The organism is Streptomyces sp. NPDC040405, assembly GCF_055595765.1.
Window position 1 is genome coordinate 675,680 of sequence record NZ_JBVIVI010000002.1, and the last position, 24,842, is coordinate 700,521.

Genomic DNA, 24,842 nt, shown 5'->3' on the forward strand with positions numbered 1-24,842 from the left:
GTACCTGCTTCAGCACGCCTCCAATCCGGTGGAACGGTGGCCCTGGGGCCAGGCGCCGGGCTTCCTCCGGGACGCCGCACTGCTGGCCGAGAGCCCGAGGCGTACCGGCCGCTGTTGGCAACCTAGAGTCATTGATATGGAACTGCACGCAACCCTGCCCGCTGAGCGCCCGGACGCCGACCCTCGTGAGCTGACAGACCTTGCTCAACTGGCCGAGGAACTCGGCTACGGTGGTCTCACACTGCCCGACCACCTCTTCACTCCCCGGCCACCGGAAGAGGGCTATGGCGGCTCGTTCGACGCTTTCGTGACCCTCAGCTATCTCGCCGCAGTCACTGAACACATCGAGCTGGCTCTTTCCGTGCTCGTCCTGCCGCTGCGCAACCCGTACGTGGTGGCCAAGCAGGCCGCGACGCTTGCCCGCCTGAGCGGCGACCGCTTTGTCCTCGGCGTCGGCGTCGGCTGGGAGCGCTTCGAATTCGACGCCACCGGAGCCGACTTCACCAGCCGCGGTGCTCGCACCGACAGCGCCTTGCGTCTGATCCGTCATCTGCACACCACCGGTGGCGCCGCCTTCGACGACCCCCGCTACGGCCACCCGGACGGCTACTTCACCCCCGTGCCCCACCGCCCGGTGCCCATAATGGTCGGCGGCGTGAGCGACGCTGCCCTACGCCGTGCCGCCCGGCACGGCGACCGGTGGCAGTCCCATGGCATCGGCCCCGAGGACTTCGTCGAACGAGCCACCTACCTGCGGTCGCTTGCCGACCGCCCCGTCGCCACCGACGCCCGCATCTCGATTGCGCGAGGCACCGCAGCAGAGGCGGCAGGCACCACCGCGGCCGAACTCGACACCTGGGCGGCAACAGGTGCGGAACGGTTGACTGTCTGGTTCGGCCCAGATGTAAACACCGCGGCAGAGCGTATGCGGACCCTCGCGACACATCCGCAGGCACGCCCCTACCTGGTCCGGTAACGCCGCCCTGGCCCCGGTCGAGGTGGAGCGCATCGGGCGAGCGTGAACCAAGCCAGGGAGCCCCAGCTTCTTGTGCCCCAGAGGCAGCTTGAGGCATGGATCTATAGTTGATCGGTCACAGCTCAGCGTTGCATCGTGAGCCGTGAGCTGATCCGGTTCGACGAGGGGGGGTAGATGTTCAGCATGCCGTTCCGTCGCGGCGTGAGACGTTCCTCGGCCGTGAGGAACGACAGACGGCGAGACGCCGAGTTGAGGTCGTACGGCCGCTGGTTGATGCGCGAGCTCGCACCTCCACTGCCGCTCAGCGTTACCACGCTGTGTGAGTTGCTGGCCGAGCAACGCGGCACGCCGATCAAGCTGTTGGAGTGGCAGCTGTCGGCCGACGGCCCGTTCGGAATCCTGCTCTCGCGCCAGGATGAAGACGTCATCGTCTACCAGGCAAATACGACCAAGGCCCACCAGGAGCACATCATCCTGCATGAAGTCGGCCACATCATCGCCTACGACTTGGCTGGAGAGCGGCCCGCGCTGCCGCAGCTGCGTAGCTGTTACTCCGACCGTGATGAGCGGGACGCGGAGATCGTCGCGTCCACGCTCATGCAGCAGGCGTTGTCGGTGCAGCGGCAGGCTCAGCGCTACGGACTCGACGATCCGTGGCGCCCCTCAGTCTTCGGCAGCCTGGTCTTCGAGGACGAACCGATGTGACAGCCGCGGCTGAGCGTCAGCTCTTCCCACGGTCTGAGGTGTCATCGTCGTTGCGTGACTTCGCGGAGGTCCTCGGATCGTCCAACACGTCCATGATCGACAAGAGTTGCTCGCGCAGGTCCGGGGTGAGCTGGCCGGCGCGCAGCGCGATCGAGCGCACCTGTCGGTCGGAAAGCATCTCGGCCCACTCGTCCTTCTCTTCTCCGGCGGCGTTCGGCGGATCCGCTTCGGAGGTGAGGGCGCTCACTGACACTGGCAGTGTCATCTCTCGGGACTGGAAGTAACGAACGATCGCCGAGAGCACGCTGATCGTCGGATTGGCCTGTGACCCGTTGCGCAGCGACGTCAGATAACTGCGGGAGAGCGTGACGTCGTGGCTCGGATCCTGCGAGATGGCCTTGGCGACTTCGGAGGTTGTCGGTTCGCGCAGGCGGCCCACGGTGTCAGGGGTAGCGGCATCAGCGAACCAGGCGTTCAGGCGTTCTGCCAGCGTGGCCATGCGATCGACCTTCCCTGGGGTCCAGTGACTCAGTGGCGGTGGCGCTCAGACGTGGAGCGGCACCGCATGACAGGGCGCTGCCCATCTCGCAAGGGGGCAGCACCGCCTCCGTCAACACGAGCTTAACACCAGTGACACCTCACGGGCGGCGGTGCTGTTATAGTGAACACGACGCCGATAGAGACTCCATCGTGTCCACTATCATGGCGCCTACACTCGGAGGGGGATATGCACAGCGGTACTCAGTTCACCCAGGGTCTCCGTTTGGCCATGGACGACGGTCCGGCCTGGACGGTCGAGGCCGTTCGCCAGGCCCGCTACCACGTCATCAGCTCCGACCATCTCTTCTCGCAGGACAACCTCACGCTGCTGACCGGTTGCCCGGATGCTCCACTGCGAGCCGGGGAGCGACGACTCCTTGTCATCGACAAGAATGTGGACGCGCTCTTTGGTGCACAGATCCGTGAGTTCTTCACCTTCCACGGCGTCGAGATCACGGTGCTCTCGCTACGTGCCGATGAGGCTGTGAAGCATTGGGACGCCGTGTCCCAGGTCGTCGACGCGATGAACGACTTCGGGATCGACCGTCGCCGCGAGCCGGTCCTTGCCGTCGGCGGTGGCGTGCTCACCGACATCGTGGGGTTCGCGGCAAGCATCTACCGGCGCGGGACGCCGTACATCCGCATACCCACAACGCTGATTGGCCTGGTCGACGCTGGTGTCGGGGTCAAGACCGGAGTCAACTACGCCAGTGGCAAAAATCGTCTGGGCACGTACGCGCCCGCCACGGCCACGTTCCTCGATCGGTCGTTCTTGCGCAGCCTGGATCTGCGGCACATCAGCAACGGCCTGGCCGAGATCCTGAAGATGGCCCTCATCCGGTCCGAGGAACTGTTCACCCTCCTGGAGACGCATGGCTCTGCCGTGCGCGCTGACCGCTTCCAGGGCACGACCGGCGATCTTGCCGACGCCGCTGACAGGGTCATCGCCGAGTCCATCCATCTCATGCTGGAGGAACTGCAGCCCAACCTGTGGGAGTCGTCCCTGGAGCGCTGTGTGGACTATGGGCACACCTTCAGCCCGACTATCGAGATGCACGCCCTGCCCGAGCTGTTGCACGGCGAGGCCGTCGTGATCGACATGGCCCTCACGACTGCACTGGCGACCCTGCGCGGCGACGTCAGCGAGGAGCAGGCCGACCGAGTCTTCGCTGTGATCCAGGCGCTCGGTCTCCCGCTGTGGAACGACGCGCTGGACGACACATCCCTGCTCGAGCACGCGTTGCGGGACACCGTGCGCCACCGTGACGGTCTGCAGCGGCTGCCGCTGCCTCTCGGCATCGGGCGGCACCGCTTCGTCAACGATGTTGCCCCATCGGAGCTGCGCAAGGCGGCGTGGCTGCTGCGCAGCTGCGCCCAAGAGCTGCCGCGCGCCAACTCGGCCGAGTCGCTGGTGAGCGCATGAGCGCGTCGGACCGCAAGCCGGCCACCGCCGTCGTGATCGGTGGATCGACCGGGATCGGGCGGGCTGTCGCCGATGCCTGGGCCGCGTATGGGATCGAGACCCATGTCTTCAGCCGAAGCAGCCCGACCGGGCCTGGCAGCGACCAGCTGGTTTGGCACCAGCTCGACCTCCGCGACGCCGAGCAGGCCAAAGATGCTCTGGACGCCGGCATGCCGGCACAAATCGACCTGGTGTGTTACTCGGCCGTCTACTTCACCTCCCGGCGCGAGTCGTTCACGCAGACGAGCGAGTCCGACTGGCTCGACCAGTTTTCCGTCAACGTTCACGGCCTGTCGTGGGTCCTGCGGGCCGCGCTGCCGGTATTGCGCGCGGCAGACCCCGGACTGTTCCTGCACGTTTCCTCCGAGGTCGTCTACAACGCAGGCCCGCACCGTTCCGGCTACGCGGCCACCAAGGCCGCTGCCGACTCGCTGATCCGGTCGGTCTCGCAGGAGATTGATCCGTCCGATGTGACGTTCGTGCAGACGCTGCCGGCAGGCATGGTCGACACCCCCGGCATTCGCGCACGGCGGCCGGCGGACTTCGACTGGAGCGGTTACATGGCACCGGCTGCCTTCGCGCCTCTGGCTGTGGAGCTCGCCCGTACACGGGGCGGCCCGTACGGCGGTGACACGCTCGTCGTGCACGAGGACACCACATGGTCGTCCGTCACGGAGGGCCTGCCTGTATCCCAGTCGCGTCCGCTCACGAGTGCCCGCGCGTAGCTGCCTTTCCCTGGAGCGACTCTTGCCTCAACTGCACGCGAAATCACTGCTGTTCGACATGGACGGCACCCTCGTGGACTCGACCGCACTCGTCGAGTCCACCTGGGCCGGCTTCTGCGAACGGCACCAGATCGATCTCGGGGAGGTACTGGCCTTCGCCCATGGGCGTCCCACCCGGGAGACCGTGCGCCATTTCCTTCCCGATCCCCGCCTGGCGGCGGAGGAAACCCGGCGTCTCGTCGCGTACGAGGAGTCGGAGACCACCGGTATCACGGAGGTCCCCGGCGCTCTGGCGCTGCTCACCGCGCTGCCTGGGTACACCTGGGCTGTGGTCACCTCTGCCAGCCGACGGCTGGCAGAGGTGCGGATGGCTGCGGCAGGACTTCCGCTGCCCGGGACTCTGGTGAGTGCGGATGACGTGATAAATGGCAAGCCGGATCCCGAGGGCTATCTGCGGGCAGCCAGCGCGCTCGGTTGCTCTCCTGAGGACTCCGTCGTTTTCGAGGACTCCAGCGCCGGAGTGCAGGCCGGACTCGCCGGCTGCGGACGCACCGTAGTGATCGGCGACTCCGACGCGTACGACGACGTGGCTTCCCGCTGGATCGACTTCCGCGGATTCCGGGTCGCTGAGTCCCGGCCGGGTCGGTCCGGTGTGACCTTGGAGGTGCCTGAGCCGGTCTCCGCAGGGCTGGTGACTCGGTTGTGACGCGTTCTGTGACCCCTCTTCAGGACACTCCGGAAGCCCCTCAGGGCGCTCCGGAAGCGCTCCGGGGCGCCTCTGGGGCGCTCTTCACGGCGGATATCGGCGGTACTTGGGTACGGATGCGCACGGGTACGCAGGACGAGCCGGTGGAACGGTTGCCCTCACCCAGCCGTCTCCGGTACCCGGACCGCTCCACCGCTCGGCTACGTGAGGACATGGTCGAGTTGCTGTGCGACCGGGCCCCGGCCGGCGCTTGCGCCTCGCTTTCCTTCGGCGCGGCCATCGATCACCTGACCGGCACCGTCTACGGATCGGCTCCGCTCTGGGGGGACGAGTCTGCCCCTTACGACCTGGGTGCCGACCTGCGACGGCGGAGGCCCGATGTCAACTGGTGCCTCGTCAATGACGTCACCGCGGCACTGCTGGACTTCGCCACCATGCATGCCCGGCCCGGTACACGGCGGGTTGCCTATCTGACTGTCAGCAGCGGCATCGCGTTGCGCATCGCGGACCTGGAACAGGCCAGAATCCCGGTCGATGACCGGGGGCTGCAGGGTGAGGTCGGCCATCTGCCGGTCACACTTACCAATCCCGGGGCCGACGTACTCGCAGGCTTGCCCTGCGAGTGCGGAGCAACGGACCACCTTGCTTCTGTCGCCTCCGGACCGGGCCTCAACCGTACGGCTGAGCGGCTCAGGCTCTCCGGGGCTCCGCAGGTTGCCAGCTGGCTTCCCGACGCACTCGCCACGGGCGAGCCAGGTGCACGGCGCCTGCTGGAACTGTGCGTCGCTCCCATCGCACAGCTGCTGCGCACCCTGTGGTGCGTTGACCCGCACCTCGACCTGATCGGGATCGGCGGCGGAGTGGCCGAGGGGCTCGGTAGCCACTACGCGGCCGAGGTGCGCGGCCAGCTCGCCGCCGCCACCTCCTATGCCGACCGGGGGCGCGACGACGCCTGGCTCGACGACCGGCTCGTGTTCTGCGTGCCGGGGCAGGTGGATGCGCTGCGCGGGGCGCAGCGCGTGGGCGACTGGCTTCCGAGGATCACCCGATGAGCGCCACGACCCACCGTGCCCTGGTACGTCGGAGGGCCGACAGCTCCGGCCGCACACTGGTCAAGGTGGCCGAGGTGCCCACGCCAAGGCTCGATCCGGGCGACGCCCTGCTCGCGCCGGCGGTGGCGGGCATCTGCGGCACCGATTGGCAGATCTTGGGCGGCATGCGCGACGACCCCAGCCCCGTCCTCGGGCACGAGGGGGTCGCGACCGTGGTCGAGCCCGGGAAGTCCGGCCTGCCTGTCGGCACCGCGGTCACCGTGAACCCGACGCACCCGCATGACCCGTCCTTTTTGCTTGGCCACAACCTCCCCGGACTGTGGGCGGAACGCATCCGCATCCCTGCCACAGCCGTTCAGGCCGGCTTGGTCATCCCGGTGCCGGCCGATGCTGGGCGGCCACGGGTGGCCGCGCTCGCAGAACCACTCGCATCGGCACTGTACGGCCTGCGGATCGCGCGCCACACGCTGCGACCGGCGGCCTTGGTCGTGTGGGGCGACGGCATCGTGGGGCGTCTTGCCCGTGACCTTTGGCACGCTGAACTGCCCGGGCTGCACTCCGTTCTGGTGGGGCACGGCCCTGACGCTATTGACCCGCACGCGGCGGAGCTTCCTCGGCTGCTCGTCGGTCTGCCTTCGCCGGTCGTAGCCGTGATCGCCACACCGCGCACCGGTACGCGGGAGGCATTGACGTCCTTGGACCGGCATGTACCAGGCACGCTCTTGGTCGATGTCCACGCCGGTGTGCCCTCCGGGCCGATCCGGTTGACCGCCGGCGACATCGACGTCGCCACGATCCGCGCGGCCAACTGCGGAGGTGGTCCCTGGCCCCCGCGGATAGAGGAGTTCACGCGCTCGCACGGCAGACTCCTGCTCTGCGGTCACCGCGGCGTCTCCGAAGGGCATTTGAGGGAGGCGATCGACCTTCTGCACACCGATCCGGACATCGGCAAGCGTGTGTTGACTCACCGGGTCGGGCTGGAAGAGGCGGCTGACCTCATCAACACCGTGCTGACTTCGTCCATGCGTAGCGTCGACGGACGCCGGGTGCTCAAGGCTGCGATCCGCATCGGGAGCCGGCCATGACCACAGTCATCAGCACGGCCACGCCCGCATCCGCAGTCGCGGCGCCGCAGTGGCGGATAGACACTGACTGCCGGGCCGCGGCTCGCGCCGCTCTCGCGGCGGGCGCCGATCAGCTGCACTTGGACTACGGCGGAGCCCACCGCGGTCCGCCGCTGAGCGACCCCGTCGTGCTGCGGGCTGCCGAGGCGGTCACCGGGGAAATCCCGGTGCCTGTGCTTACCGTCAATCACCTCAACGACATCGGCCTGGCGCTCGGGCAGGGCACCCCGAACCCGGCAGCCATGGATCTCCTGATGCGGGCCCTGGAGTGTGCCCGGCGGCTTGGAGTCGCCGTGCTCCATGTGCCCGGATTCCGGAGGAGCCTGCCAACCACCGCGGACATGTGTGCCGGAACGGTCGAGGTGCTGCGCAGCGTGTGCGCGCACCTGGAGGGGGTGGACCTGCTGGTCGCTTACGAGTCGCCGCTCGGCCCGCATGACTCCCTCGCGCTGGCTCATGCGGTGGACCATCCGGCACTCCGCCTGGTCCTGGACACTGGCAATCTGCTCGACGCGGGTCTGCAGCCACTCGCCTTTGCCGAGGTAGTCGGGAGGGCCGGGCTTCTGCTGCCAGACGTGCACGTCAAGGACGGTGCCGGAACGACGGCACCCTCCGCCGATGGTCTCCCAACCCTGCTGCGGGCGTCCCGTGCCCGCTCAGTACTCGTGGAGAACGACTACCGGGAGCGCCCGGACCGTCTGCGCGAGGACATCGCGCTCTGCCGCCACGCGGCCGAAACCTGCCACCTCAAGGACGCACCGTGAAAGCCATCCAACTCACCGCCCCCCGTACATTGTCAGTAACCGATATCGCTCCGCCCGAACCGGGCCCTGGCGAAGTCCTTGTCCGAGTGGACCTGCTCGGTCTGTGCGGTACCGACCTTGGCTTCTTCGACGGCAGCAGCAACTATCTGCGGGACGGCCTGAAGAGCTACCCCTTCGTCCTCGGCCACGAATGGGTCGGCACCGTCGTCGAGACCGGGCCCGGAGTCGGCTCGGAGATGCTCGGCCGACGGGTGTCGGGCCACAACTTCCGCGTCTGCGGTCGGTGCGTGCACTGCCGTGCTGGACGCATCCGCTCTTGCCCGAACCGCAGCGAGATCGGAGTGCTGGGCCCTCAACCGGGTGCGGGCGCGCAGTTGATCACCGCACCGGCGGATACCCTCACCCACATTCCCGACGCGCTCTCCGACGTAGCTGGTGCACTGTTGGAGCCGACCGCTGCCGCGGTGCACGCCGTGGATCGGCTCACAGTGACAGCGTCCGACCGCGTCGCGGTGCTGGGCGCCGGCACGCTCGGACTTGCGGCGGCGCAGACCGTCCGTGCGCTGGGCGCTGACGTCGTAGTTCTCGACCCGAACCCCAGCGCTCGGAAGCTGGCCGCCGAGCTAGGTCTGCGCGTCCAGGCCGCCCCTGTCGCGGCCGATGAGGAAGCGTACGACGCCGTGATCGAGGCCTCCGGCAGCGAGGCGGCCGTACGCTCTGCTGTCTGCCTGGTCGCAGCGGGCGGGCGCATTGCCCAACTGGGCACTCCTCACCACGCCGTGGATGGCTTCGACGCGGCGGCTCTGGTGATCCGGGACGTGACGCTGCACGGTGTGCTGTCCGGCATTGGCTACTGGGGCCGGCTCGTCGACCTTGTCGAGTCGGGCGCGGTGAATCTTGACGCCCTCGTCGACCGGGTCTTCCCACTGGACGAGCTGGACGCCGCCTTCGTCCACCTCGCTGAGGGAAACAGGAACCGCCCCAAGGTCCTCGTCCGTATCGCCCCGGCGCTCGCCACCTCCGACCCGGCATGAGGAGCACGGCAATGGCACGCGAACGAATCGATGCACAGGCTGCCGCCCGGCTGGCCATCTTGGCGAGCGCCACGTTCGTCTACGTCACCTTCGAAGTCTTCCCGGTCGGGCTCATTCAGGACATCGCCCACAGCCTCGACGTCTCGGCCGGCAGAGTGGGTCTTCTGATCAGCGGGTACGCCGTTGTCGCCGCTGTAGTCACCATGCCGACGGTGGCGTTGGCCTCGCGCGTCTCCCGCGGCACGGCCCTGGTGATCTCTCTGCTTGTCCTGGTCGCTGCCGAGGTGCTCGCCGCGGCAGCGACAAGTTTCCCGATGATGGTGGTCAGCCGGGTCGCCGCGGCCCTGACGCACGGAGTGCTCTGGTCGCTGATCGCACCGGCCGCGTCAACGCTGGTACCGCGGGAGCGTGTGGGCACCGCCACCGCGGCGGTGTTCGGCGGATCCACGCTGGCCGCGATCGTGGGCAGTCCGGGAACGACACTCATCGGCGAGCTGATCGGCTGGCGCGCCACGGCCCTGGTTCTCGCGGCCGTCACCGTGGCTGTAACCCTCGGACTGGTATGGGCCCTGGATCTGCGCACTCGCGCTCCGCGGGCGGCGGCTGGAGAACCTGAGAGGCCGACCGTGGCCGAAGCCGCGCAGCGGGGGGCGGACTGGCCGCGAGTGCTGTTCTTGTGTGCCGTAGCGGTGGTACTCATCACCGCGCACTTCCTGAGCTACACATACTTTGCCGTTCTCGTCACCGACATCACCGGCTTCCCTGGCGCGGTGGTGGTGCTGCTGGCGGTCTTCGGGCTCGCCGGCGCTGTGGGGACCTGGCAAGTAGGCCGGTACAACGACACGACTCCGCAGCGGGCTGTGGTGGTGACCATCGTGGTGTTCGCCGCGGGAATCGGACTGCTGGCGCTCGCACCGGCTTTGGGCGGTTCCGCGGCGCGCAGCACTGTTGCCGGAGTCGCAGTCGCCCTGTGGGGCTGTGCGTTCGCCGCGGCAGGACCCGTCTTCCAGACGGGCGTGATGCGCCTGGCTGGTAAGGACGCTGACCGCGCCTCCTCGATCTACGTCACTGGCTTCCAGATCGGGATCGCGGGCGGCTCAGCACTGGGGGCCGCCCTGCTCGCCCACTCGCCGCTGTGGCTACCGGCCACCTCGACCTCGCTCGTGGCGGTGGTGTTGCTAGCCGCCCTGGTGCGACGCCCGGTGCCCGCGGCCGAGGAGGAGCCGGACGAGCAGCGCGTCGAGCTGTGTCAGCAGCTCTGACGCTCCTTTAAAGTCTGCTTGCTTATATAGTGGCATCTATGCTTTTATGAGAGCCATCTACTTCTATGGCGGTTGGCCTGTTGGTGCACCTGCGGTGTTGCACCGCCCGTATCCCGTGCCCAGGGCTGGCCGGCCCGATCGCTCCATTCATGAAAGGCAGTGAGATGCCCCATACATCCGTCGACAGTGCGACCGTGCACTACTACATCGAGGGTCAGGGTCCCGGTCTGCTCTTGGTGCACGGCACGGGTGCGACCGGTGACGTCAACTACGGTCACCTGCTGAAGGAGTTCACCGACCAGCACACCGTGATCCTGCCCGACTACGCAGGCAGCGGCGACACCGTCGATGATGGCCAGCCACTGGCGCTGGAGCAGCTCGCTGACCAAGTGCTCGGCGCCGCCGACGAAGCGACTGATGAGCCCGTCGACGTCGTGGGGTTCTCACTCGGCGCACTCATCGCCGTGATGGCCGCGGCCCGGCGCCCCGAGCGGGTTCGCCGACTGGTGTTGGTGGCCGGATGGGCGCGCAACGACGACCTGCGTAAGCGTCTGGGATTCAACCTCTGGCGCCGGTTGGCCGATGTCAGCCCGGAGCTGTATTCGCACTACATCAGTCTGCTGCTCTTTACCCCGGGCTTCCTGGCGAACCTGGACGCGGAGGCGTTCGACGAGGCCGTGGGCGGCGCGGCGGTCAATGAGGGCACGCTGCGGCAAATCGAGCTCGGCCTCGAGGCCGACATCCGGCACCTTCTGCCGCGCATCGATGTCCCCACGCTGGTCGTTGGCTGCCGCCACGACCAACTCGTGCCTGTCGAACACTCGCGGGAACTGCATGAGGGTATCCCTGGCAGCGCCTACCTGGAGATCGAGAGCGGCCACCTGGTTCCGGCTGAGGCGCCGGACGAGCTGGTGGCCGCCATCCGGAACTTCTTGGACTGAATCCGCCGACGTAGGTCTCGGGGCGGACGGCTGTCTTCCAGCCGGTCGCCCGTCCGCCCCGTCGTCCACCGCTTCCTGCTGGCTCGGTGCGGCTTGTGCGCCCAGGCCGGTCCGACCCCATCATGCTCGACCTCTTCCGTCGAGCCCGTCGAGTGAGAGGGATGAAGCCTGCTCATGACCGCGCAACAGAGCATACCGATCCAGCTCATACCACCATCAGATACGCCGTCCGGCTCCGCGTCCGTCGGCGCTGCCGCGGACGCCACTGGCACACCACGTGTCGGAGGTGTGGCTGCCCGGCTGCCCTCCCTCACCGGGATGCGGTTTCCGGCAGCGCTGATGGTCTTCCTGTTCCATCTCTCACTGCCTGCCCACTGGCTCATGGCCGGTAACGCGAACACCACCCTCTTCGCCCGTCTGGTCGAGCAGGCCGGCGGTGTGGGCGTCACCTTCTTCTTCGTTCTCAGTGGCTTCGTTCTCACCTGGTCTGCCCGTGAAGGGGACCCGAAGAAGTCATTCTGGCGCCGGCGGTACGTCAAGATCGTTCCGAACTATCTCGTCGCCTGGGCGCTCGCAATGCTGCTGATCGCGGCTGGCACGGCTCCGTGGAGATCGGTTGTCACCTTCTTCATGCTCCAATCGTGGGTGCCGGACTACGACACCAACTTCAGCGTGAACTCGCCAGGGTGGTCGCTCTCCACTGAAGTCTTCTTCTATTTGTGCTTTCCGATGTTGCTCGCCGGGGTTCGGCGGATCGCCCCGCGGCAGCTGAAGTTCTGGATCACGGGTGTGATCGGGGCGGTGTGCGTTACGCCTTGGCTGGCAACCACCTTTATCCCCGCGGGCGATGTGTATATGTCGAACGAACCGGGGATCTCCGGACTCCACCTGTGGTTCGCCTATGTCTTCCCGCCCGCCCGGCTACTCGACTTCTTGCTCGGCATTCTGGTCGCCCGGGCCGTCATGTTGGGCCGCTGGCGCGATATCGGCCTCATCTGGTCGGGCTCGTCGTTGGCAGCGAGCTATGTGATCGCCGAACTCCCGGGCATGCCATACCTGTTCGCTCAACGAGCAGTGTGTCTCGTGCCGTGCGCCTTGATGATCGCGGCCGGAGCGCAGGCGGACGCGTCGAGTCGTCCGACGCTCTTCCGGCGTCGAGCGATGGTCTGGCTGGGCGAAGTCTCCTTCGCGTTCTACCTGCTGCACTTCATCGTGCTCTCCGAGGCGCGCAACCTCTTCGGTATTCGCCTGGAGTCCGGTTGGGCGACGGTCGCATTCACCATCGCCGAGTGCGCGGTGTCGGTCCTGATCTCTTGGGCGATGTATGCCTGGGTCGAGAAGCCGCTGGTACGCCTCTTGTCCCGTAAGCGGGCCAAGGCCCCCGCTATCGCTACCACGGCCTGATGCGTCGAGGGTCCGGCAGCAGTTCCCCCCTACCAGGCGGTTACCCCGTCGGGCAGCACTCAGGAGTGGACGACGTGAGATGCGTCCACCGTGTCGGACCGCAGTTTCCTCAGTCCATGAGAGAGCTCGATCAGACTGCTGAGGTCGCTTTCGTAGTCGGCGTCGTAGTGACCCCCCGGAGCCACGAAAACGGATGGCGCCGGCCCTGCGGCACCGGTGAGATCCGCCTCGCCGCGCAGGCGGAGAGCCCGGTCGACCAGATTGACGAGATCCGGCCCGATCGGCACGCCGGACGTCGGCAGGTGCCCTTCCGACACGCGCTGTAGATAGGGGCTGAGCCGGGTAAGCCCGTCCCGGCACTCTACGTATCTGCGGTACACGGCCGAGGCGTAGTCCAGGGGTGGCCACCGGCGACTGGGGGGCTGGTGCAGGACCAGCTCCGGATAGAAGTCCACGAGCCGTTGCCACAGCTCTTCCAGTCCTCGGAGCCGGGCCCGGTGGATGGCGCGCTCGCGTACGAATTGAGCTGCACTTGCAAAGAACGGCAGACTCAACCCGGCGCAGATCAGGATATTGGCCATCTGACCGAGGAGGAAGGCGTTCTTGTAGGTGATGTGATGACCGAATTCGCGGAACGTGTCGCTGCTGACCCACAGGATCCGGAAAGCGCAGCTGAAGGAAAGCCCGAGGAGCCCGACGGAGACGGCGCTCAAGGAAGCCCGGCGCAATATCTGGCCGTGCCGACCATGGCGAGCGGCGAGAACGGCGCACTCGGCGTATCCGAGTACCAAATAGGAATCGCCGACGATGTAGAAATCGCGCACACGCCAGTCATTTAGATATGGCAGTACAAAGTCGTGGTTGCGCAGGTGCGGTGGCAGTAAGACAGTCAAGGCAGTCATCACTGTCAGGCAGCCCAGGCAGAGAAGCACATCCCACCTGTTGCCCAGCGTCCGGCGCTGCAGCGGGCGCTCACGCAGGAAACTGACCATCAGGCACAGGCCGGTCAATATCGCAAAATTGTATACAAGTTTAGTGAATCCGGTGAAGGTGAGGTCGTCCAGCGGTGCTCGATTGCACAGCTGGCCCAGTAAGTTCCCCGCGCCCAGCAGAAATAGCGACAGGCATAGGTGCAGTCGCAGAGGGGCGCGGAAACGCTGTCGAATGAGCAGGCCGAGCATCCACGCCGCGCCGCAGAGCAATGTGATGATCGTGACCAGATTTACACCGAACACGACAGTCCGCCCCTCAATGCCTGATCACGGCACAAGCGAGGCCATTCGCGCTCCATTGCGGTGACTCCGGCGCCGGGGTCTCGCGTGAAGCGATGCGCGCGAGAAGCCCGAGCAGCATCCCCTGCGCGCCGTATCCCAAGGCTGAGCACACGTCCCCCTAACCGTTAGCTCACGCTCACCACGGCAACCTATGGTGCTTGAGCAAATGCTGCAAGTAACCAAGGCTGGGCTCACCGGCGACGGACGGTACCGAATTCCTGCAGCGGATCCGGGGCTTCTGTCGCTTGGTTGGCGGGGGCCCCGGGGCGTTCCTGGTCCTCGTCGTTGTGACGGTATTGGTCCGCCACGCCCTTGCCGGCCGCCCACGGGGATGGATCGCGTCTGCGACGATGTGGATATGAACCGCCTGGCCAACTCGCAGTCGCCGTACCTGCTTCAGCACGCCTCCAATCCGGTCGACTGGTGGCCCTGGGGGGCGGAGGCTTTCGAGGAGGCGCGGCGGCGCGATGTGCCCGTGCTGCTGTCGGTCGGCTACTCCGCGTGTCACTGGTGCCACGTCATGGCGCACGAGTCCTTCGAGGATGTCGAGACGGCCGGGTATCTGAACGCCCACTTCGTCTCCGTCAAGGTCGACCGCGAGGAGCGGCCCGATGTGGACGCCGTGTACATGGAGGCGGTGCAGGCGGCGACCGGGCAGGGTGGGTGGCCCATGACGGTGTTTCTGACGCCTGACGCGCAGCCCTTTTACTTCGGCACCTACTTCCCGCCCGCGCCCCGGCACGGCATGCCGTCCTTCCGGCAGGTGCTGGAGGGGGTTCGCGCCGCGTGGGCCGATCGGCGGGACGAGGTGCGGGATGTGGCCGGGAAGATCGTGCGGGATCTGGCCGAGCGCACCGGCATCGCGCTGGGGTCCGGTGCGCCGCAGCCGCCCGGGGCCGAGGAGATGGCGGCCGCGCTGATGGGGCTGACCCGTGAATTCGACGCGGTGCGGGGCGGGTTCGGCGGGGCGCCGAAGTTTCCGCCGTCCATGGCGCTGGAGTTCCTGCTGCGCCACCACGCCCGGACCGGCGCCGAGGGCGCGTTGCAGATGGTGCAGGCCACGTGTGAGGCGATGGCCCGTGGCGGCATCTACGACCAGCTCGGCGGCGGGTTCGCGCGCTACTCCGTCGATGCGGAATGGGTCGTTCCGCACTTCGAGAAGATGCTGTACGACAATGCGCTGCTGTGCCGCGTGTACGCCCACCTCTGGCGGGCCACCGGCTCGGATCTCGCGCGCCGTGTGGCCCTGGAGACCGCCGACTTCCTGGTCCGTGAGCTGCGCACCGAGCAGGGCGGATTCGCCTCCGCGCTGGATGCCGACAGCGACGACGGGACCGGACGGCACGTCGAGGGCGCGTACTACGTGTGGACGCCGGAGCAGCTGCGCGAGGTGCTGGGCGAGGCGGATGCCGAGCAGGCCGCGGAGTACTTCGGGGTGACCGAGGAGGGCACCTTCGAGGCGGGCGCGTCCGTCCTCCAGCTGCCCGACGGGGCGCGCCCGGCCGACGCCGCGCGGCTCGCCTCCGTACGGGAGCGGCTGCTGACCGCGCGGGAGCGGCGGGAGCGGCCCGGGCGCGACGACAAGATCGTGGCCGCCTGGAACGGGCTGGCCATCGCCGCGCTCGCCGAGACCGGCGCCTACTTCGACCGCCCCGACCTGGTCGAGGCCGCGACCGAGGCCGCCGACCTGCTCGTACGCCTCCACATGGACACCGAAGGACGGCTCGCCCGCACCTCGCTGGGCGGCACCGTGGGCGGTCACGCGGGCGTGCTGGAGGACTACGCGGATGTGGCCGAGGGCTTCCTCGCGCTGGCCGCGGTCTCCGGTGAGGGCGTATGGGTCGACTTCGCGGGGCTGCTGCTGGACACCGTGCTGCACCACTTCGCCGCCGAGGACGGCACGCTGTACGACACGGCCGACGACGCCGAGGCGCTCATCCGCCGTCCCCAGGACCCGACCGACAACGCCGCCCCCTCGGGGTGGACGGCGGCCGCCGGGGCGCTGCTGTCCTACGCCGCCGTCTCGGGGAGCAGCCGTCACCGGGAGGCGGCCGAGCGGGCGCTTGCCGTGGTGCGGGCGCTGGGCGCGCGGGTGCCGCGGTTCATCGGCTGGGGGCTGGCCGTCGCCGAGGCGCTGTTGGACGGGCCGCGCGAGGTGGCCGTCGTCGGGCCGGACGGCGACTCCGCGACCCGCGCCCTGCACCGGGCCGCGCTGCTGGGCACCGCGCCGGGCGCGGTCGTGGCGGTGGGCGCGCCGGGCTCCGACGAGGTGCCGCTGCTGGAGGGGCGGGTGTTGCTGGAGGGGCGCCCGGCGGCGTATGTCTGCCGCCACTTCACCTGTGACGCCCCGACAGCGGATGTGGCGGCGCTGACGGCCAGGCTCGGGGGCTGACAGCCAGGCTCGGGTGACGGCCAGGCTCGGGGGCTGACGGAAGGCGCGTTACAGCGGCAGGCCGCGGGCGAGCATGCCCAGCGCGCGGTCGACGCTGTCCTCCATGGCCTCCACCCCGTGGTGGTCGAAGCAGTGGAAGACCGCTTCCTGGAGGGCGCCGAGGACGGCTCCGACGAGCACCCGCACCTCGAAGTCCTCCGCCGACCGGCCGCTGCGCTCGGCCAGGACCTGTCCCAGCATGGTCCCGGTTTCGGCCATGCCCTCGCCCATGCGGGCGCGCAGCGCGGGGACCTGGCGGATCAGGGTGAGCCGGGTCAGCATCTCCGCGCGCTCGTCGGCGGTGAGCCGGCTCGCCATGTCGATCAGGACGCGGCGGAGGGAGGAGATCGGCGGCTCGTCCAGCGGCCGGTCCCGGATCCCGGCGGCCATGGCCTCGTCGTACTCGTCCGTGAGGACGATGTCCTCCTTGGCGGGGAAGTAGCGGAAGACGGTGCTGGGGGAGACGTCGGCGGCCGCCGCGATCCGGTCCACCGGGGTGGCGTCGTAGCCCTGCTCCGCGAACAGCCGGTAGGCGGCCCGCCGGATCGCCTGCCGGGTCTGGATCTTCTTGCGTTCGCGCAGTCCGGGCCGGGGCCCGGTGGAAGTCGTGTGTGCGGAGGCCATGCCGATCATTGTCGGGCACCGGCACGCTCAGGAGTGCTGATAGGCGACCAGGGAGATCCCGACGTAGTGCACGACGAAGGCGGCGAGCGTGAAGGAGTGGAACACCTCGTGGAAGCCGAACCAGCGGGGTGAGGGGTTGGGGCGCTTGGTCCCGTAGATCACCGCGCCCGCGCTGTAGAGCAGGCCGCCGACGACGATCAGCGTCATGACGGCGATGCCGCCGGTGCGCAGGAAGTCCGGCAGGAAGAACACCGCGGCCCAGCCCAGGGCGATGTAGCACGGGGTGTAGAGCCAGCGCGGGGCGCCGACCCAGAACACCCGGAAGGCGATCCCGGCGAGCGCTCCGACCCACACCAGCCAGAGCATCAGCTGCTGTTTGCCCTGGGGGAGCAGCAGCAGCGTGAAGGGCGTGTAGGTGCCCGCGATGATCAGGAAGATGTTGGCGTGATCCAGGCGGCGCAGCACCGCCGTGGCGCGCGGGCCCCAATTGCCCCGGTGGTACAGGGCGCTCGTGCCGAAGAGTGCGCAGGCGGTGAGCGTGAAGATGGCGCACGCGATGCGTCCGCGTGGGCTGTCGGCGAGCGCGGTGAGCACCACTCCGGCGATGAGCGCGGCCGGGAACATGCCGGCGTGCAGCCAGCCGCGCAGCATGGGTTTGAGAGGAAGCGGAGCTGCCTCGGGCCCTGGAGGTTGGTCAACGGCGGCATCGGGCGCGGCTGCAGTCATGGTGCTCATGCTACCCAGCCACCGTCAGTTACCGGTCGTATCGAGTGGTGATGGTCACCAAGGTGCCCACTGGACAGATCGCCCGTACCGTCGGATGATCAAATGAGCGCGGTCGGCACCGGATGAGCTGAGCATCCGGGTCGCAGCCCCCAAGGGGTAGCTGTCTCCATATGCGGATATGCGTGCACATATCCGCCCAAACCCTCAAACCAAGACGCCGGAGCAGTGCGGTTCCGGCGGGATGGAGCGATCGTGGCGCCCAGCAATGTGGCTTCCTCCCTCATCACGGCCCCGACCAGTCACCAGGAACTGATCTCCTGGGTCGGCGAGATCGCCGAGCTCACCCAGCCCGATGAAGTGGTGTGGTGTGACGGTTCGGAGTCGGAGTACGACCGTCTGTGTGCGCAGCTCGTCGAGAAGGGCACGTTCAAACGCCTCGACCCGATCAAGCGCCCCAACTCGTACTACGCGGCCTCCGATCCCAGCGATGTGGCGCGCGTCGAGGACCGCACCTTCATCTGCTCCGAGAAGGAGGCGGACGCGGGTCCGACGAACCACTGGAAAGACCCGTCCGAGATGCGCGAGATGTTCTCGGGCGACCAGGGCATATTCCGGGGCTCGATGCGCGGCCGCACCATGTACGTCGTCCCGTTCTGCATGGGCCCGCTCGGCTCGCCGCTGTCCGCGATCGGCGTCGAGATCACCGACTCCGCGTACGTGGCCGTCGCGATGCGCACCATGACCCGCATGGGACAGGACGTCCTCGACGTCCTGGGTGACGAGGGCTTCTTCGTCAAGGCCGTCCACACCCTGGGCGCCCCGCTGGAGCCGGGCCAGGCCGACGTGCCGTGGCCGTGCAACAGCACCAAGTACATCTCGCACTTCCCCGAGGCGCGGGAGATCTGGTCGTACGGCTCCGGCTACGGCGGCAACGCGCTGCTCGGCAAGAAGTGCTACGCCCTGCGCATCGCCTCCGTCATGGCCCGGGACGAGGGCTGGCTCGCCGAGCACATGCTGATCCTCAAGCTCACGCCGCCGCGCGGGGAGTCGAAGTACGTCGCCGCGGCCTTCCCGAGCGCGTGCGGCAAGACCAACCTCGCGATGCTGGAGCCGACCGTCCCCGGCTGGACGGTCGAGACGATCGGCGACGACATCGCCTGGATGCGGTTCGGCGAGGACGGGCGGCTGTACGCGATCAACCCCGAGGCGGGCTTCTTCGGCGTCGCGCCCGGCACCGGTGAGCACACCAACGCCAACGCGATGAAGACCCTGTGGGGCAATTCCGTCTTCACCAACGTCGCGCTCACCGACGACGGCGACGTGTGGTGGGAGGGCATGACCGAGGAGTCGCCCGCCCACCTCACGGACTGGAAGGGCAACGACTGGACCCCGGCGAGCGAGACGCCCGCGGCCCACCCCAACGCCCGCTTCACCGTGCCCGCCGGACAGTGCCCGATCATCGCGCCCGAGTGGGAGGACCCCAAGGGCGTGCCGATCTCGGCGATCCTCTTCGGCGGCCGCCGCGCCAGCGCGGTCCCGCTCGTCACCGAGTCCTTCGACTGGCAGCACGGCGTCTTCCTCGGCGCCAACGTGGCGAGCGAGAAGACCGCGGCCGCCGAGGGCAAGGTCGGTGAGCTGCGCCGCGACCCGTTCGCGATGCTGCCCTTCTGCGGCTACAACATGGGCGACTACATGGGCCACTGGGTCGACGTCGCCAAGGGCAAGGACCAGGCGAAGCTCCCGAAGATCTACTACGTCAACTGGTTCCGCAAGAACGACGCGGGCAAGTTCGTGTGGCCCGGCTTCGGCGAGAACAGCCGCGTCCTGAAGTGGATCGTGGACCGCCTCGACGGCCGCGCCGAGGGCGTCGAGACCCCCATCGGCATCCTGCCGACCAAGGAGTCCCTGGACACCGACGGCCTCGGACTGGGCGACGAGGAGCTGGACTTCCTCCTCACCGTCGACAAGGAGGTGTGGCGCGAGGAGGCCGCCCTGGTCCCCGAGCACCTCAACACCTTCGGTGACCACACGCCCAAGGAGCTGTGGGACGAGTACCGGGCGCTGGTGCAGCGCCTGGGCTGAACACCACGTGTATGAACAGGCCGGGGCCCGCACCGCACGGTGCGGGCCCCGGCCTGTTCATGGATGTGATCAAGGGGAGTTCCTACACCTCGGGTCTGGACGGTTTTCGGTGCGGCGACGGATGGTAGGGCTTCGGCCCCAGCACGATGTCGAGGAGAGCACTTCATGAGTGTCGCGCCCAGTGATTCCGTCGCCTTCAAACCCTTTGCCTCCGCGCCCGGCGAGGCGAGCACCGACCGGGTCTCGGCGATCCGGCTCTCCCTGGTGTACCTGCCGCTGCACGCGCCCATCAGCGACGCCAAGGTGCTGACCGGCAGGCAGAAGCCGCTCACCGAAGTGGCTTTCCTCTTCGCCGAGATCAGCACGGAGGGCGGCCACCAGGGCCTGGGCTTCAGCTACTCCAAGCGGGCCGGTGGGCCCGCGCTGTACGCCCACGCCCAGGAGATCGCGCCCGAGCTGATCGGCGAGGACCCCAGCGACATCGCCCGGCTGTGGAACAAGCTGGTGTGGGCGGGCGCGTCCATGGGCCGCAGCGGAGCCGCCGTGCAGGCGGTCGCCGCGTTCGACATCGCGCTGTGGGATCTCAAGGCCCGGCGTGCGCGGCTGCCGCTGGCCAAGCTGCTGGGCGCGCACCGCGACGCGGTCAGCGTCTACAACACCTCCGGCGGCTTTCTCTCCACGCCCATCGAACAGGTGCTGGAGAACATCGACCTGGCCCGCTCCCGGGGCGTCGCCGGGATCAAGCTCAAGGTGGGCTCGCCGGACTGGCGCGTGGATCTCGCCCGGGTGGAGACCGTACGGGAACATCTGGGCGACGGCGTTCCGCTGATGGTGGACGCCAACCAGCAGTGGGACCGGATCACCGCCACCCGGGTCGGCCGGGTGCTGGAGAAGTTCGACCTGACCTGGATCGAGGAGCCGCTCGACGCGTACGACGCCGAGGGCCACGCGGCCCTCGCCGCCACCCTGGACACCCCCATAGCCACCGGCGAGATGCTGACCAGTTCGCATGAGCACGCGGCGCTGATCGAGGCGGGCTCCGCCGACTTCGTCCAGCCCGACGCCCCACGGGTCGGCGGCATCACCCCGTTCCTCCAGATCATGACGCTCGCCGACTACAAGGGCCTGAGCCTCGCCCCGCACTTCGCGATGGAGATCCACGTCCATCTCTCGGCGGCCTACCCGCGCACCGCGTGGGTCGAGCACTTCGAGTGGCTGGAGCCGCTGTTCAACGAGCGGCTGGAGCTGCGCGACGGCCGCATGGTCATCCCCGACCGCGCAGGTCTCGGCCTCTCGCTCAGCGACCAGGCGGCGGCCTGGACGAAGGAGGCGGCCCGCTTCGGCGAAGGCGCCTGAGACCCGGCGGGCGTCGAGCCGTCCCGGCAGCGTCAGGCGGTGACGCTCAGCCCCGCCGCCTGATCCGCCGCCGCCTGATCCGCCGCCGTAACCGCCGCATGTGCCGCATGCGCCTCCAGGCGCTCGGCGCTGAGCGCCGTGGCCGCCGCGTCCTCGCGCGAGGTGGCGATGACCAGGGCCCAGCCCGCCAGGGTGTGGGCGCGCTGGTGGAGGGCGGCGACGTGAGCCGGGTCGGCGGCGACCGTCGTGGGGGCGGCGCGCAGTGGGGCGCGGCCGTCGCGCAGCCGTATGACCTGGTCGGCCAGGCGCTCGGCGGCCTCGTCCAGAGCCGGGTCCGGGGTGAGGGCGCGCAGCTCGTCGGTCACGGTCAGCAGTGCGGTCAGATGTCCGGCGAGCCGAATGTCCAGCTCCTCCTCGCGGGAGCGGTGCGGGAAGTCAGGCTCGGGCGCGGCCATGGTGTGGACCGACTTGGTGCGGATCGGCTCGTACATGGATGGCCTCCAAACGTTCAGGAGGCCATCCTAACTTAGACACGATCTAAAGTTGAGCCTTCTACAGAGATTCGGTCACAATCTGCCGCTCAGGGCTGGCCGTAGCCGTCGAGGAAGTTCCCGATCCGGGTCACCGCGTCGGCCAGGTCCTTCTTGGCCGGGAGCGTGACGAGGCGGAAGTGGTCCGGCTCCGGCCAGTTGAAGCCCGTGCCGTGCACGATCATGATCTTCTCGGCCCGCAGCAGGTCGAGGACCATCTGCCGGTCGTCCTTGATCTTGTAGACCTTGGGGTCCAGCTTCGGGAACGCGTACAGCGCGCCCTTCGGCTTGACGCAGCTCACTCCCGGGATCTGGGTCAGCAGCTCGTACGCCGTGTCGCGCTGCTCCAGCAGCCGTCCGCCTGGCAGGACCAGGTCGTTGATCGACTGACGGCCGCCGAGGGCGGTGGCCACCGCGTGCTGTGCGGGCATGTTGGCGCACAGCCGCATGTTGGCGAGGATCGTCAGCCCCTCCAGATAGCTGGCGGCGTGGGCCTTGGGGCCGGAGACCGCGAGCCAGCCGCTGCGGTAGCCCGCGACGCGGTACGCCTTGGAGAGCCCGTTGAACGTCAGCGTCAGCAGGTCCGGGGCGATGACGGCGGTCGGGGTGTGGGTGACGCCGTCGTAGAGGATCTTGTCGTAGATCTCGTCGGAGCAGACGATCAGCCGGTGGCGGCGGGCGATGTCGGTGATGCCGCGCAGCACCTCTTCGCTGTAGACGGCGCCCGTCGGGTTGTTCGGGTTGATGATGACGATCGCCTTGGTGCGGTCGGTCACCTTGCGCTCGATGTCGGCGAGGTCCGGCAGCCAGTCCGACTGCTCGTCGCAGCGGTAGTGGACGGCGGTGCCCCCGGCGAGCGAGACCGAGGCGGTCCACAGCGGATAGTCGGGGGAGGGGACGAGGACCTCGTCGCCGTCGTCCAGCAGTCCCTGCATCGACATCTGGATCAGCTCGGAGACGCCGTTGCCGAGGAAGATGTCCTCGACGTCGAGGTGGATGCCCTGGGTCTGGTAGTGCTGCATCACCGCGCGCCGGGCGGACAGCAGTCCCTTGGCGTCGCCGTAGCCGTGTGCGTCGCCGAGGTTGCGCAGCATGTCCTCGAGGATCTCCGGCGGGCAGTCGAACCCGAAGATCGCCGGGTTGCCGGTGTTGAGCTTGAGGATGCGGTGACCCGCTGCCTCCAGCCGCATCGCCTCCTCAAGAACCGGGCCACGGATTTCGTAGCAGACGTTGGCGAGCTTCGTGGACTGGATCACCTGCATGTCGGCCACCTTACGGCGGAGTATCCGGCCACGCTCGGTGTTTTTCGCCACGTGGACGGTGTACGGGAGCGCTCCCGGGTGGCACCGAGCGCATCGCGCCCCCTCCGCGCCGGTCGGTAACAAGTGGGTTAACCCCGTTAATTTCCGCGAACGAAGGGTTGGCCGGGGCGGAACCGGTGGCTATCGTTCACGCACCTCACCCAATCGTTCAGCTGAACGAAACGAGCGAAGGGCCGCCCCGTCCATGTCCGAGACCTCCCTCCGAACAGAGCCCGGGGTGGCCGGGATACCGCGGCGGTCGATGCTCGCCGCGGCGGCCGCGGGCGGCGGCGCACTCGCCGGGTCCGCCCTGCTGACCGGCTGCTCGGGCGCCGCGTCCGCCTCCCCCTCCGAGGCCGTGCCCACCAGCGGCCCGGCCGGACGCCCCGACCGCGGCGGCACCCTGCGCATGGCCCGGCCGCCCGCCTCCGACGCCGAGACCCTGGACCCGGCGAGCGCGCTGTCCGCGTACGAATACCTCGGCGCCCTCTACAACCGGCTCGTCCGCGTCGACAGGGACGGCAAGACCGTCCCCGACCTCGCCGAGTCCTGGGAGCCCGACGCCAAGGCCAGCACGTGGACCTTCCGGCTGCGCCGCGGCGTCACCTTCCACGACGGCTCCGCCTTCACCTCCGCCGACGCCGCCTACACCCTGCGGCACATCCTCGACACCGCGACCGCCTCGCCGCAGGGGCCGGTGCTGGCCCCGCTGGTCGACCCCAAGCGGCTGCGCACCCCCGATCCGCACACCCTCGTGATCCCGCTGAAGAGCCCGCACGCCGAGTTCCCCAGCCTGCTCACGCACTACAACTGCTACGTCGTCCCCGACGGCAGCGCCAAGTCCATCGGCCGCACCGGCATCGGCACCGGCCCGTTCAAACTGGTCTCCTTCACCTCCGCCGGGCCCGGCCGGGTCGTGGCGTACGAGGACCACTGGGCCGGGCGCCCGGTGCTGGACGCCATCGACTTCTTCTCCGTCGCCGACATGCAGGCCCGGGCCAACGCGCTGCTCGCCGGGCAGGTCGACCTGCTGTCCCAGACCAACCTCGATTTCGCCACCGCCCGCGTCATCGCCGCCTCCAGCCGCGCCACCATCGCCCGGTCGAAGAACGCCCAGTGGTACGTGCTGCCGATGCTCACCACCGAGAAGCCCTTCACCGACGTGCGGGTCCGGCAGGCCATGAAGCTCGCGTACGACCCCGAGCACATCCGGAAGGTCGCCCTCCAGGGCGCGGGCACGCTCGGCTGGGACAACCCCGTACCGCCGAACGACCCCGCCCACATCGCCGCCCACCCCGCCCACGACCCCGAGCGGGCGCGCCAGCTGCTGAAGCGGGCCGGGCACGAGCGGCTCGCGGTGGACCTCTACACGTCCTCGTACGACCCGATCTTCACGCCCATGGCCCTCGCCTACCAGGAGTCCGCGGCCCGCGCCGGGATCCGGATCCGGGTCAAGACCGCGGCCGCCGACTCGTACTACACCCAGATCTGGATGAAGAAGCCGCTCATGGCCACCTACTGGTACACCGGGCGCCCCATCGACCAGCTCCTCAACCAGGTCTTCCGCAGCGGCTCCTCCTACAACGAGACCGCCTGGTCGGACAAGGAGTTCGACGCGCTGCTCGACCGGGCTCGCCGGGAGACCGACGGAGGCCGCCGCCGCGAGCTGTACGGGCAGGCGCAGACCCTGATCGTCGAGCGGGGCGGGGCGATCACCCCGATGTTCGCCGACCGGCTCACCGGCATCTCCCGGAAGGTGCGCGGCTACGCCGAGCACGGCTTCGAGTTCGACTACCTCGGCATCGGCCTGAAGGGGGCGTGAG

Annotated in this window: 22 protein-coding genes; 16 read left to right on the plus strand and 6 right to left on the minus strand. The window is 68.5% G+C overall.

Features of this window, described 5'->3' with window-relative positions:
* Nucleotides 1-136 precede the first annotated feature (136 nt).
* Nucleotides 137-976: a TIGR03619 family F420-dependent LLM class oxidoreductase gene (locus ACZ59A_RS10435; RefSeq protein ID WP_470956165.1), complete on the plus strand. Its 840-nt coding sequence runs from the start codon at nucleotides 137-139 to the stop codon at nucleotides 974-976.
* 174 nt (nucleotides 977-1,150) lie between these two features.
* Nucleotides 1,151-1,681, plus strand: coding sequence for a hypothetical protein (locus tag ACZ59A_RS10440; protein WP_470956168.1), 531 nt, complete (start codon nucleotides 1,151-1,153; stop codon nucleotides 1,679-1,681).
* 16 nt (nucleotides 1,682-1,697) lie between these two features.
* On the opposite strand, the gene ACZ59A_RS10445 is transcribed toward ACZ59A_RS10440, so the two are convergent.
* Nucleotides 1,698-2,180, minus strand: coding sequence for a hypothetical protein (locus tag ACZ59A_RS10445; RefSeq protein WP_470956171.1), 483 nt, complete (start codon nucleotides 2,178-2,180; stop codon nucleotides 1,698-1,700).
* 270 nt (nucleotides 2,181-2,450) lie between these two features.
* On the opposite strand from ACZ59A_RS10445, the gene ACZ59A_RS10450 reads away from it, so the two are divergent.
* The 10 genes from ACZ59A_RS10450 to ACZ59A_RS10495 all read left to right on the plus strand — a co-directional run bounded on the left by ACZ59A_RS10450 (nucleotide 2,451) and on the right by ACZ59A_RS10495 (nucleotide 12,695).
* Entirely contained in the window at nucleotides 2,451-3,644 is a 1,194-nt protein-coding gene (locus ACZ59A_RS10450; protein ID WP_470957861.1) for a sedoheptulose 7-phosphate cyclase, read from the plus strand.
* Entirely contained in the window at nucleotides 3,641-4,408 is a 768-nt protein-coding gene (locus ACZ59A_RS10455) for an SDR family NAD(P)-dependent oxidoreductase (protein ID WP_470956174.1), read from the plus strand. Before ACZ59A_RS10450 ends, ACZ59A_RS10455 begins: the two co-directional genes overlap by 4 nt.
* The gene (locus ACZ59A_RS10460) at nucleotides 4,395-5,114 is read left to right on the plus strand and encodes an HAD-IA family hydrolase (protein ID WP_470956177.1); all 720 of its coding nucleotides are present in this window, start codon (nucleotides 4,395-4,397) and stop codon (nucleotides 5,112-5,114) included. The genes ACZ59A_RS10455 and ACZ59A_RS10460 overlap by 14 nt, the downstream gene beginning before the upstream one ends.
* A gap of 212 nt (nucleotides 5,115-5,326) precedes the next feature.
* Nucleotides 5,327-6,166 (plus strand): ROK family protein, encoded by an 840-nt coding sequence (locus ACZ59A_RS10465; protein ID WP_470956180.1) that lies wholly within the window; start codon nucleotides 5,327-5,329, stop codon nucleotides 6,164-6,166.
* Nucleotides 6,163-7,251 (plus strand): alcohol dehydrogenase catalytic domain-containing protein, encoded by a 1,089-nt coding sequence (locus tag ACZ59A_RS10470; RefSeq protein WP_470956183.1) that lies wholly within the window; start codon nucleotides 6,163-6,165, stop codon nucleotides 7,249-7,251. The genes ACZ59A_RS10465 and ACZ59A_RS10470 overlap by 4 nt, the downstream gene beginning before the upstream one ends.
* The gene (locus tag ACZ59A_RS10475) at nucleotides 7,248-8,054 is read left to right on the plus strand and encodes a sugar phosphate isomerase/epimerase family protein (protein WP_470956186.1); all 807 of its coding nucleotides are present in this window, start codon (nucleotides 7,248-7,250) and stop codon (nucleotides 8,052-8,054) included. Before ACZ59A_RS10470 ends, ACZ59A_RS10475 begins: the two co-directional genes overlap by 4 nt.
* Nucleotides 8,051-9,088 carry a zinc-dependent alcohol dehydrogenase gene (locus ACZ59A_RS10480; RefSeq protein ID WP_470956189.1) on the plus strand — a complete coding sequence of 346 codons (1,038 nt, stop codon included), beginning with the start codon at nucleotides 8,051-8,053 and terminating at the stop codon, nucleotides 9,086-9,088. Before ACZ59A_RS10475 ends, ACZ59A_RS10480 begins: the two co-directional genes overlap by 4 nt.
* A gap of 11 nt (nucleotides 9,089-9,099) precedes the next feature.
* Nucleotides 9,100-10,350: an MFS transporter gene (locus ACZ59A_RS10485; RefSeq protein WP_470956192.1), complete on the plus strand. Its 1,251-nt coding sequence runs from the start codon at nucleotides 9,100-9,102 to the stop codon at nucleotides 10,348-10,350.
* Between the two features lie 194 nt (nucleotides 10,351-10,544).
* Nucleotides 10,545-11,291 carry an alpha/beta fold hydrolase gene (locus ACZ59A_RS10490; protein WP_470956194.1) on the plus strand — a complete coding sequence of 249 codons (747 nt, stop codon included), beginning with the start codon at nucleotides 10,545-10,547 and terminating at the stop codon, nucleotides 11,289-11,291.
* Between the two features lie 174 nt (nucleotides 11,292-11,465).
* Entirely contained in the window at nucleotides 11,466-12,695 is a 1,230-nt protein-coding gene (locus ACZ59A_RS10495; protein WP_470956197.1) for an acyltransferase family protein, read from the plus strand.
* 59 nt (nucleotides 12,696-12,754) lie between these two features.
* On the opposite strand, the gene ACZ59A_RS10500 is transcribed toward ACZ59A_RS10495, so the two are convergent.
* Nucleotides 12,755-13,930 carry an MAB_1171c family putative transporter gene (locus ACZ59A_RS10500; protein ID WP_470956200.1) on the minus strand — a complete coding sequence of 392 codons (1,176 nt, stop codon included), beginning with the start codon at nucleotides 13,928-13,930 and terminating at the stop codon, nucleotides 12,755-12,757.
* A 397-nt stretch (nucleotides 13,931-14,327) separates the two neighbouring features.
* Here ACZ59A_RS10500 and ACZ59A_RS10505 point away from each other — a divergent pair, with 397 nt between their 5' ends.
* The gene (locus ACZ59A_RS10505; RefSeq protein WP_470956203.1) at nucleotides 14,328-16,361 is read left to right on the plus strand and encodes a thioredoxin domain-containing protein; all 2,034 of its coding nucleotides are present in this window, start codon (nucleotides 14,328-14,330) and stop codon (nucleotides 16,359-16,361) included.
* A gap of 48 nt (nucleotides 16,362-16,409) precedes the next feature.
* Here the strand turns inward: ACZ59A_RS10505 and ACZ59A_RS10510 are convergent, their stop codons facing one another.
* A complete protein-coding gene (locus tag ACZ59A_RS10510) occupies nucleotides 16,410-17,033 on the minus strand; it encodes a TetR/AcrR family transcriptional regulator (protein ID WP_470956206.1) in 624 nt (207 codons plus the stop codon).
* Between the two features lie 18 nt (nucleotides 17,034-17,051).
* The gene (gene trhA / locus ACZ59A_RS10515) at nucleotides 17,052-17,759 is read right to left on the minus strand and encodes a PAQR family membrane homeostasis protein TrhA (protein ID WP_470956209.1); all 708 of its coding nucleotides are present in this window, start codon (nucleotides 17,757-17,759) and stop codon (nucleotides 17,052-17,054) included.
* Between the two features lie 243 nt (nucleotides 17,760-18,002).
* On the opposite strand from trhA, the gene ACZ59A_RS10520 reads away from it, so the two are divergent.
* Both ACZ59A_RS10520 and ACZ59A_RS10525 read left to right on the plus strand, forming a co-directional pair.
* Nucleotides 18,003-19,832 carry a phosphoenolpyruvate carboxykinase (GTP) gene (locus ACZ59A_RS10520; protein WP_470956211.1) on the plus strand — a complete coding sequence of 610 codons (1,830 nt, stop codon included), beginning with the start codon at nucleotides 18,003-18,005 and terminating at the stop codon, nucleotides 19,830-19,832.
* A gap of 165 nt (nucleotides 19,833-19,997) precedes the next feature.
* Nucleotides 19,998-21,188 carry an L-talarate/galactarate dehydratase gene (locus ACZ59A_RS10525; RefSeq protein WP_470956213.1) on the plus strand — a complete coding sequence of 397 codons (1,191 nt, stop codon included), beginning with the start codon at nucleotides 19,998-20,000 and terminating at the stop codon, nucleotides 21,186-21,188.
* Between the two features lie 32 nt (nucleotides 21,189-21,220).
* Here ACZ59A_RS10525 and ACZ59A_RS10530 read toward each other — a convergent pair whose 3' ends face one another.
* Nucleotides 21,221-21,679: an SCO4983 family protein gene (locus tag ACZ59A_RS10530; protein WP_470956216.1), complete on the minus strand. Its 459-nt coding sequence runs from the start codon at nucleotides 21,677-21,679 to the stop codon at nucleotides 21,221-21,223.
* 89 nt (nucleotides 21,680-21,768) lie between these two features.
* A complete protein-coding gene (locus ACZ59A_RS10535) occupies nucleotides 21,769-22,980 on the minus strand; it encodes a pyridoxal phosphate-dependent aminotransferase (RefSeq protein ID WP_468051622.1) in 1,212 nt (403 codons plus the stop codon).
* Between the two features lie 244 nt (nucleotides 22,981-23,224).
* Here ACZ59A_RS10535 and ACZ59A_RS10540 point away from each other — a divergent pair, with 244 nt between their 5' ends.
* Nucleotides 23,225-24,841 (plus strand): ABC transporter substrate-binding protein, encoded by a 1,617-nt coding sequence (locus ACZ59A_RS10540; RefSeq protein WP_470956219.1) that lies wholly within the window; start codon nucleotides 23,225-23,227, stop codon nucleotides 24,839-24,841.
* The last annotated feature ends 1 nt before the right edge of the window (nucleotide 24,842 follow it).

Coding starts and splice junctions, on each gene's coding strand:
- ACZ59A_RS10435 (WP_470956165.1), top strand. CDS start 137: ATGGAACTGCACGCAACCCTGCCCGCTGAGCGCCCGGACGCCGACCCT.
- ACZ59A_RS10440 (WP_470956168.1), top strand. CDS start 1,151: ATGTTCAGCATGCCGTTCCGTCGCGGCGTGAGACGTTCCTCGGCCGTG.
- ACZ59A_RS10445 (WP_470956171.1), bottom strand. CDS start 2,180: ATGGCCACGCTGGCAGAACGCCTGAACGCCTGGTTCGCTGATGCCGCT.
- ACZ59A_RS10450 (WP_470957861.1), top strand. CDS start 2,451: ATGGACGACGGTCCGGCCTGGACGGTCGAGGCCGTTCGCCAGGCCCGC.
- ACZ59A_RS10455 (WP_470956174.1), top strand. CDS start 3,641: ATGAGCGCGTCGGACCGCAAGCCGGCCACCGCCGTCGTGATCGGTGGA.
- ACZ59A_RS10465 (WP_470956180.1), top strand. CDS start 5,327: ATGGTCGAGTTGCTGTGCGACCGGGCCCCGGCCGGCGCTTGCGCCTCG.
- ACZ59A_RS10470 (WP_470956183.1), top strand. CDS start 6,163: ATGAGCGCCACGACCCACCGTGCCCTGGTACGTCGGAGGGCCGACAGC.
- ACZ59A_RS10475 (WP_470956186.1), top strand. CDS start 7,248: ATGACCACAGTCATCAGCACGGCCACGCCCGCATCCGCAGTCGCGGCG.
- ACZ59A_RS10485 (WP_470956192.1), top strand. CDS start 9,100: ATGGCACGCGAACGAATCGATGCACAGGCTGCCGCCCGGCTGGCCATC.
- ACZ59A_RS10495 (WP_470956197.1), top strand. CDS start 11,466: ATGACCGCGCAACAGAGCATACCGATCCAGCTCATACCACCATCAGAT.
- ACZ59A_RS10505 (WP_470956203.1), top strand. CDS start 14,328: ATGAACCGCCTGGCCAACTCGCAGTCGCCGTACCTGCTTCAGCACGCC.
- ACZ59A_RS10510 (WP_470956206.1), bottom strand. CDS start 17,033: ATGATCGGCATGGCCTCCGCACACACGACTTCCACCGGGCCCCGGCCC.
- trhA (WP_470956209.1), bottom strand. CDS start 17,759: ATGAGCACCATGACTGCAGCCGCGCCCGATGCCGCCGTTGACCAACCT.
- ACZ59A_RS10525 (WP_470956213.1), top strand. CDS start 19,998: ATGAGTGTCGCGCCCAGTGATTCCGTCGCCTTCAAACCCTTTGCCTCC.
- ACZ59A_RS10530 (WP_470956216.1), bottom strand. CDS start 21,679: ATGTACGAGCCGATCCGCACCAAGTCGGTCCACACCATGGCCGCGCCC.
- ACZ59A_RS10535 (WP_468051622.1), bottom strand. CDS start 22,980: ATGCAGGTGATCCAGTCCACGAAGCTCGCCAACGTCTGCTACGAAATC.
- ACZ59A_RS10540 (WP_470956219.1), top strand. CDS start 23,225: ATGTCCGAGACCTCCCTCCGAACAGAGCCCGGGGTGGCCGGGATACCG.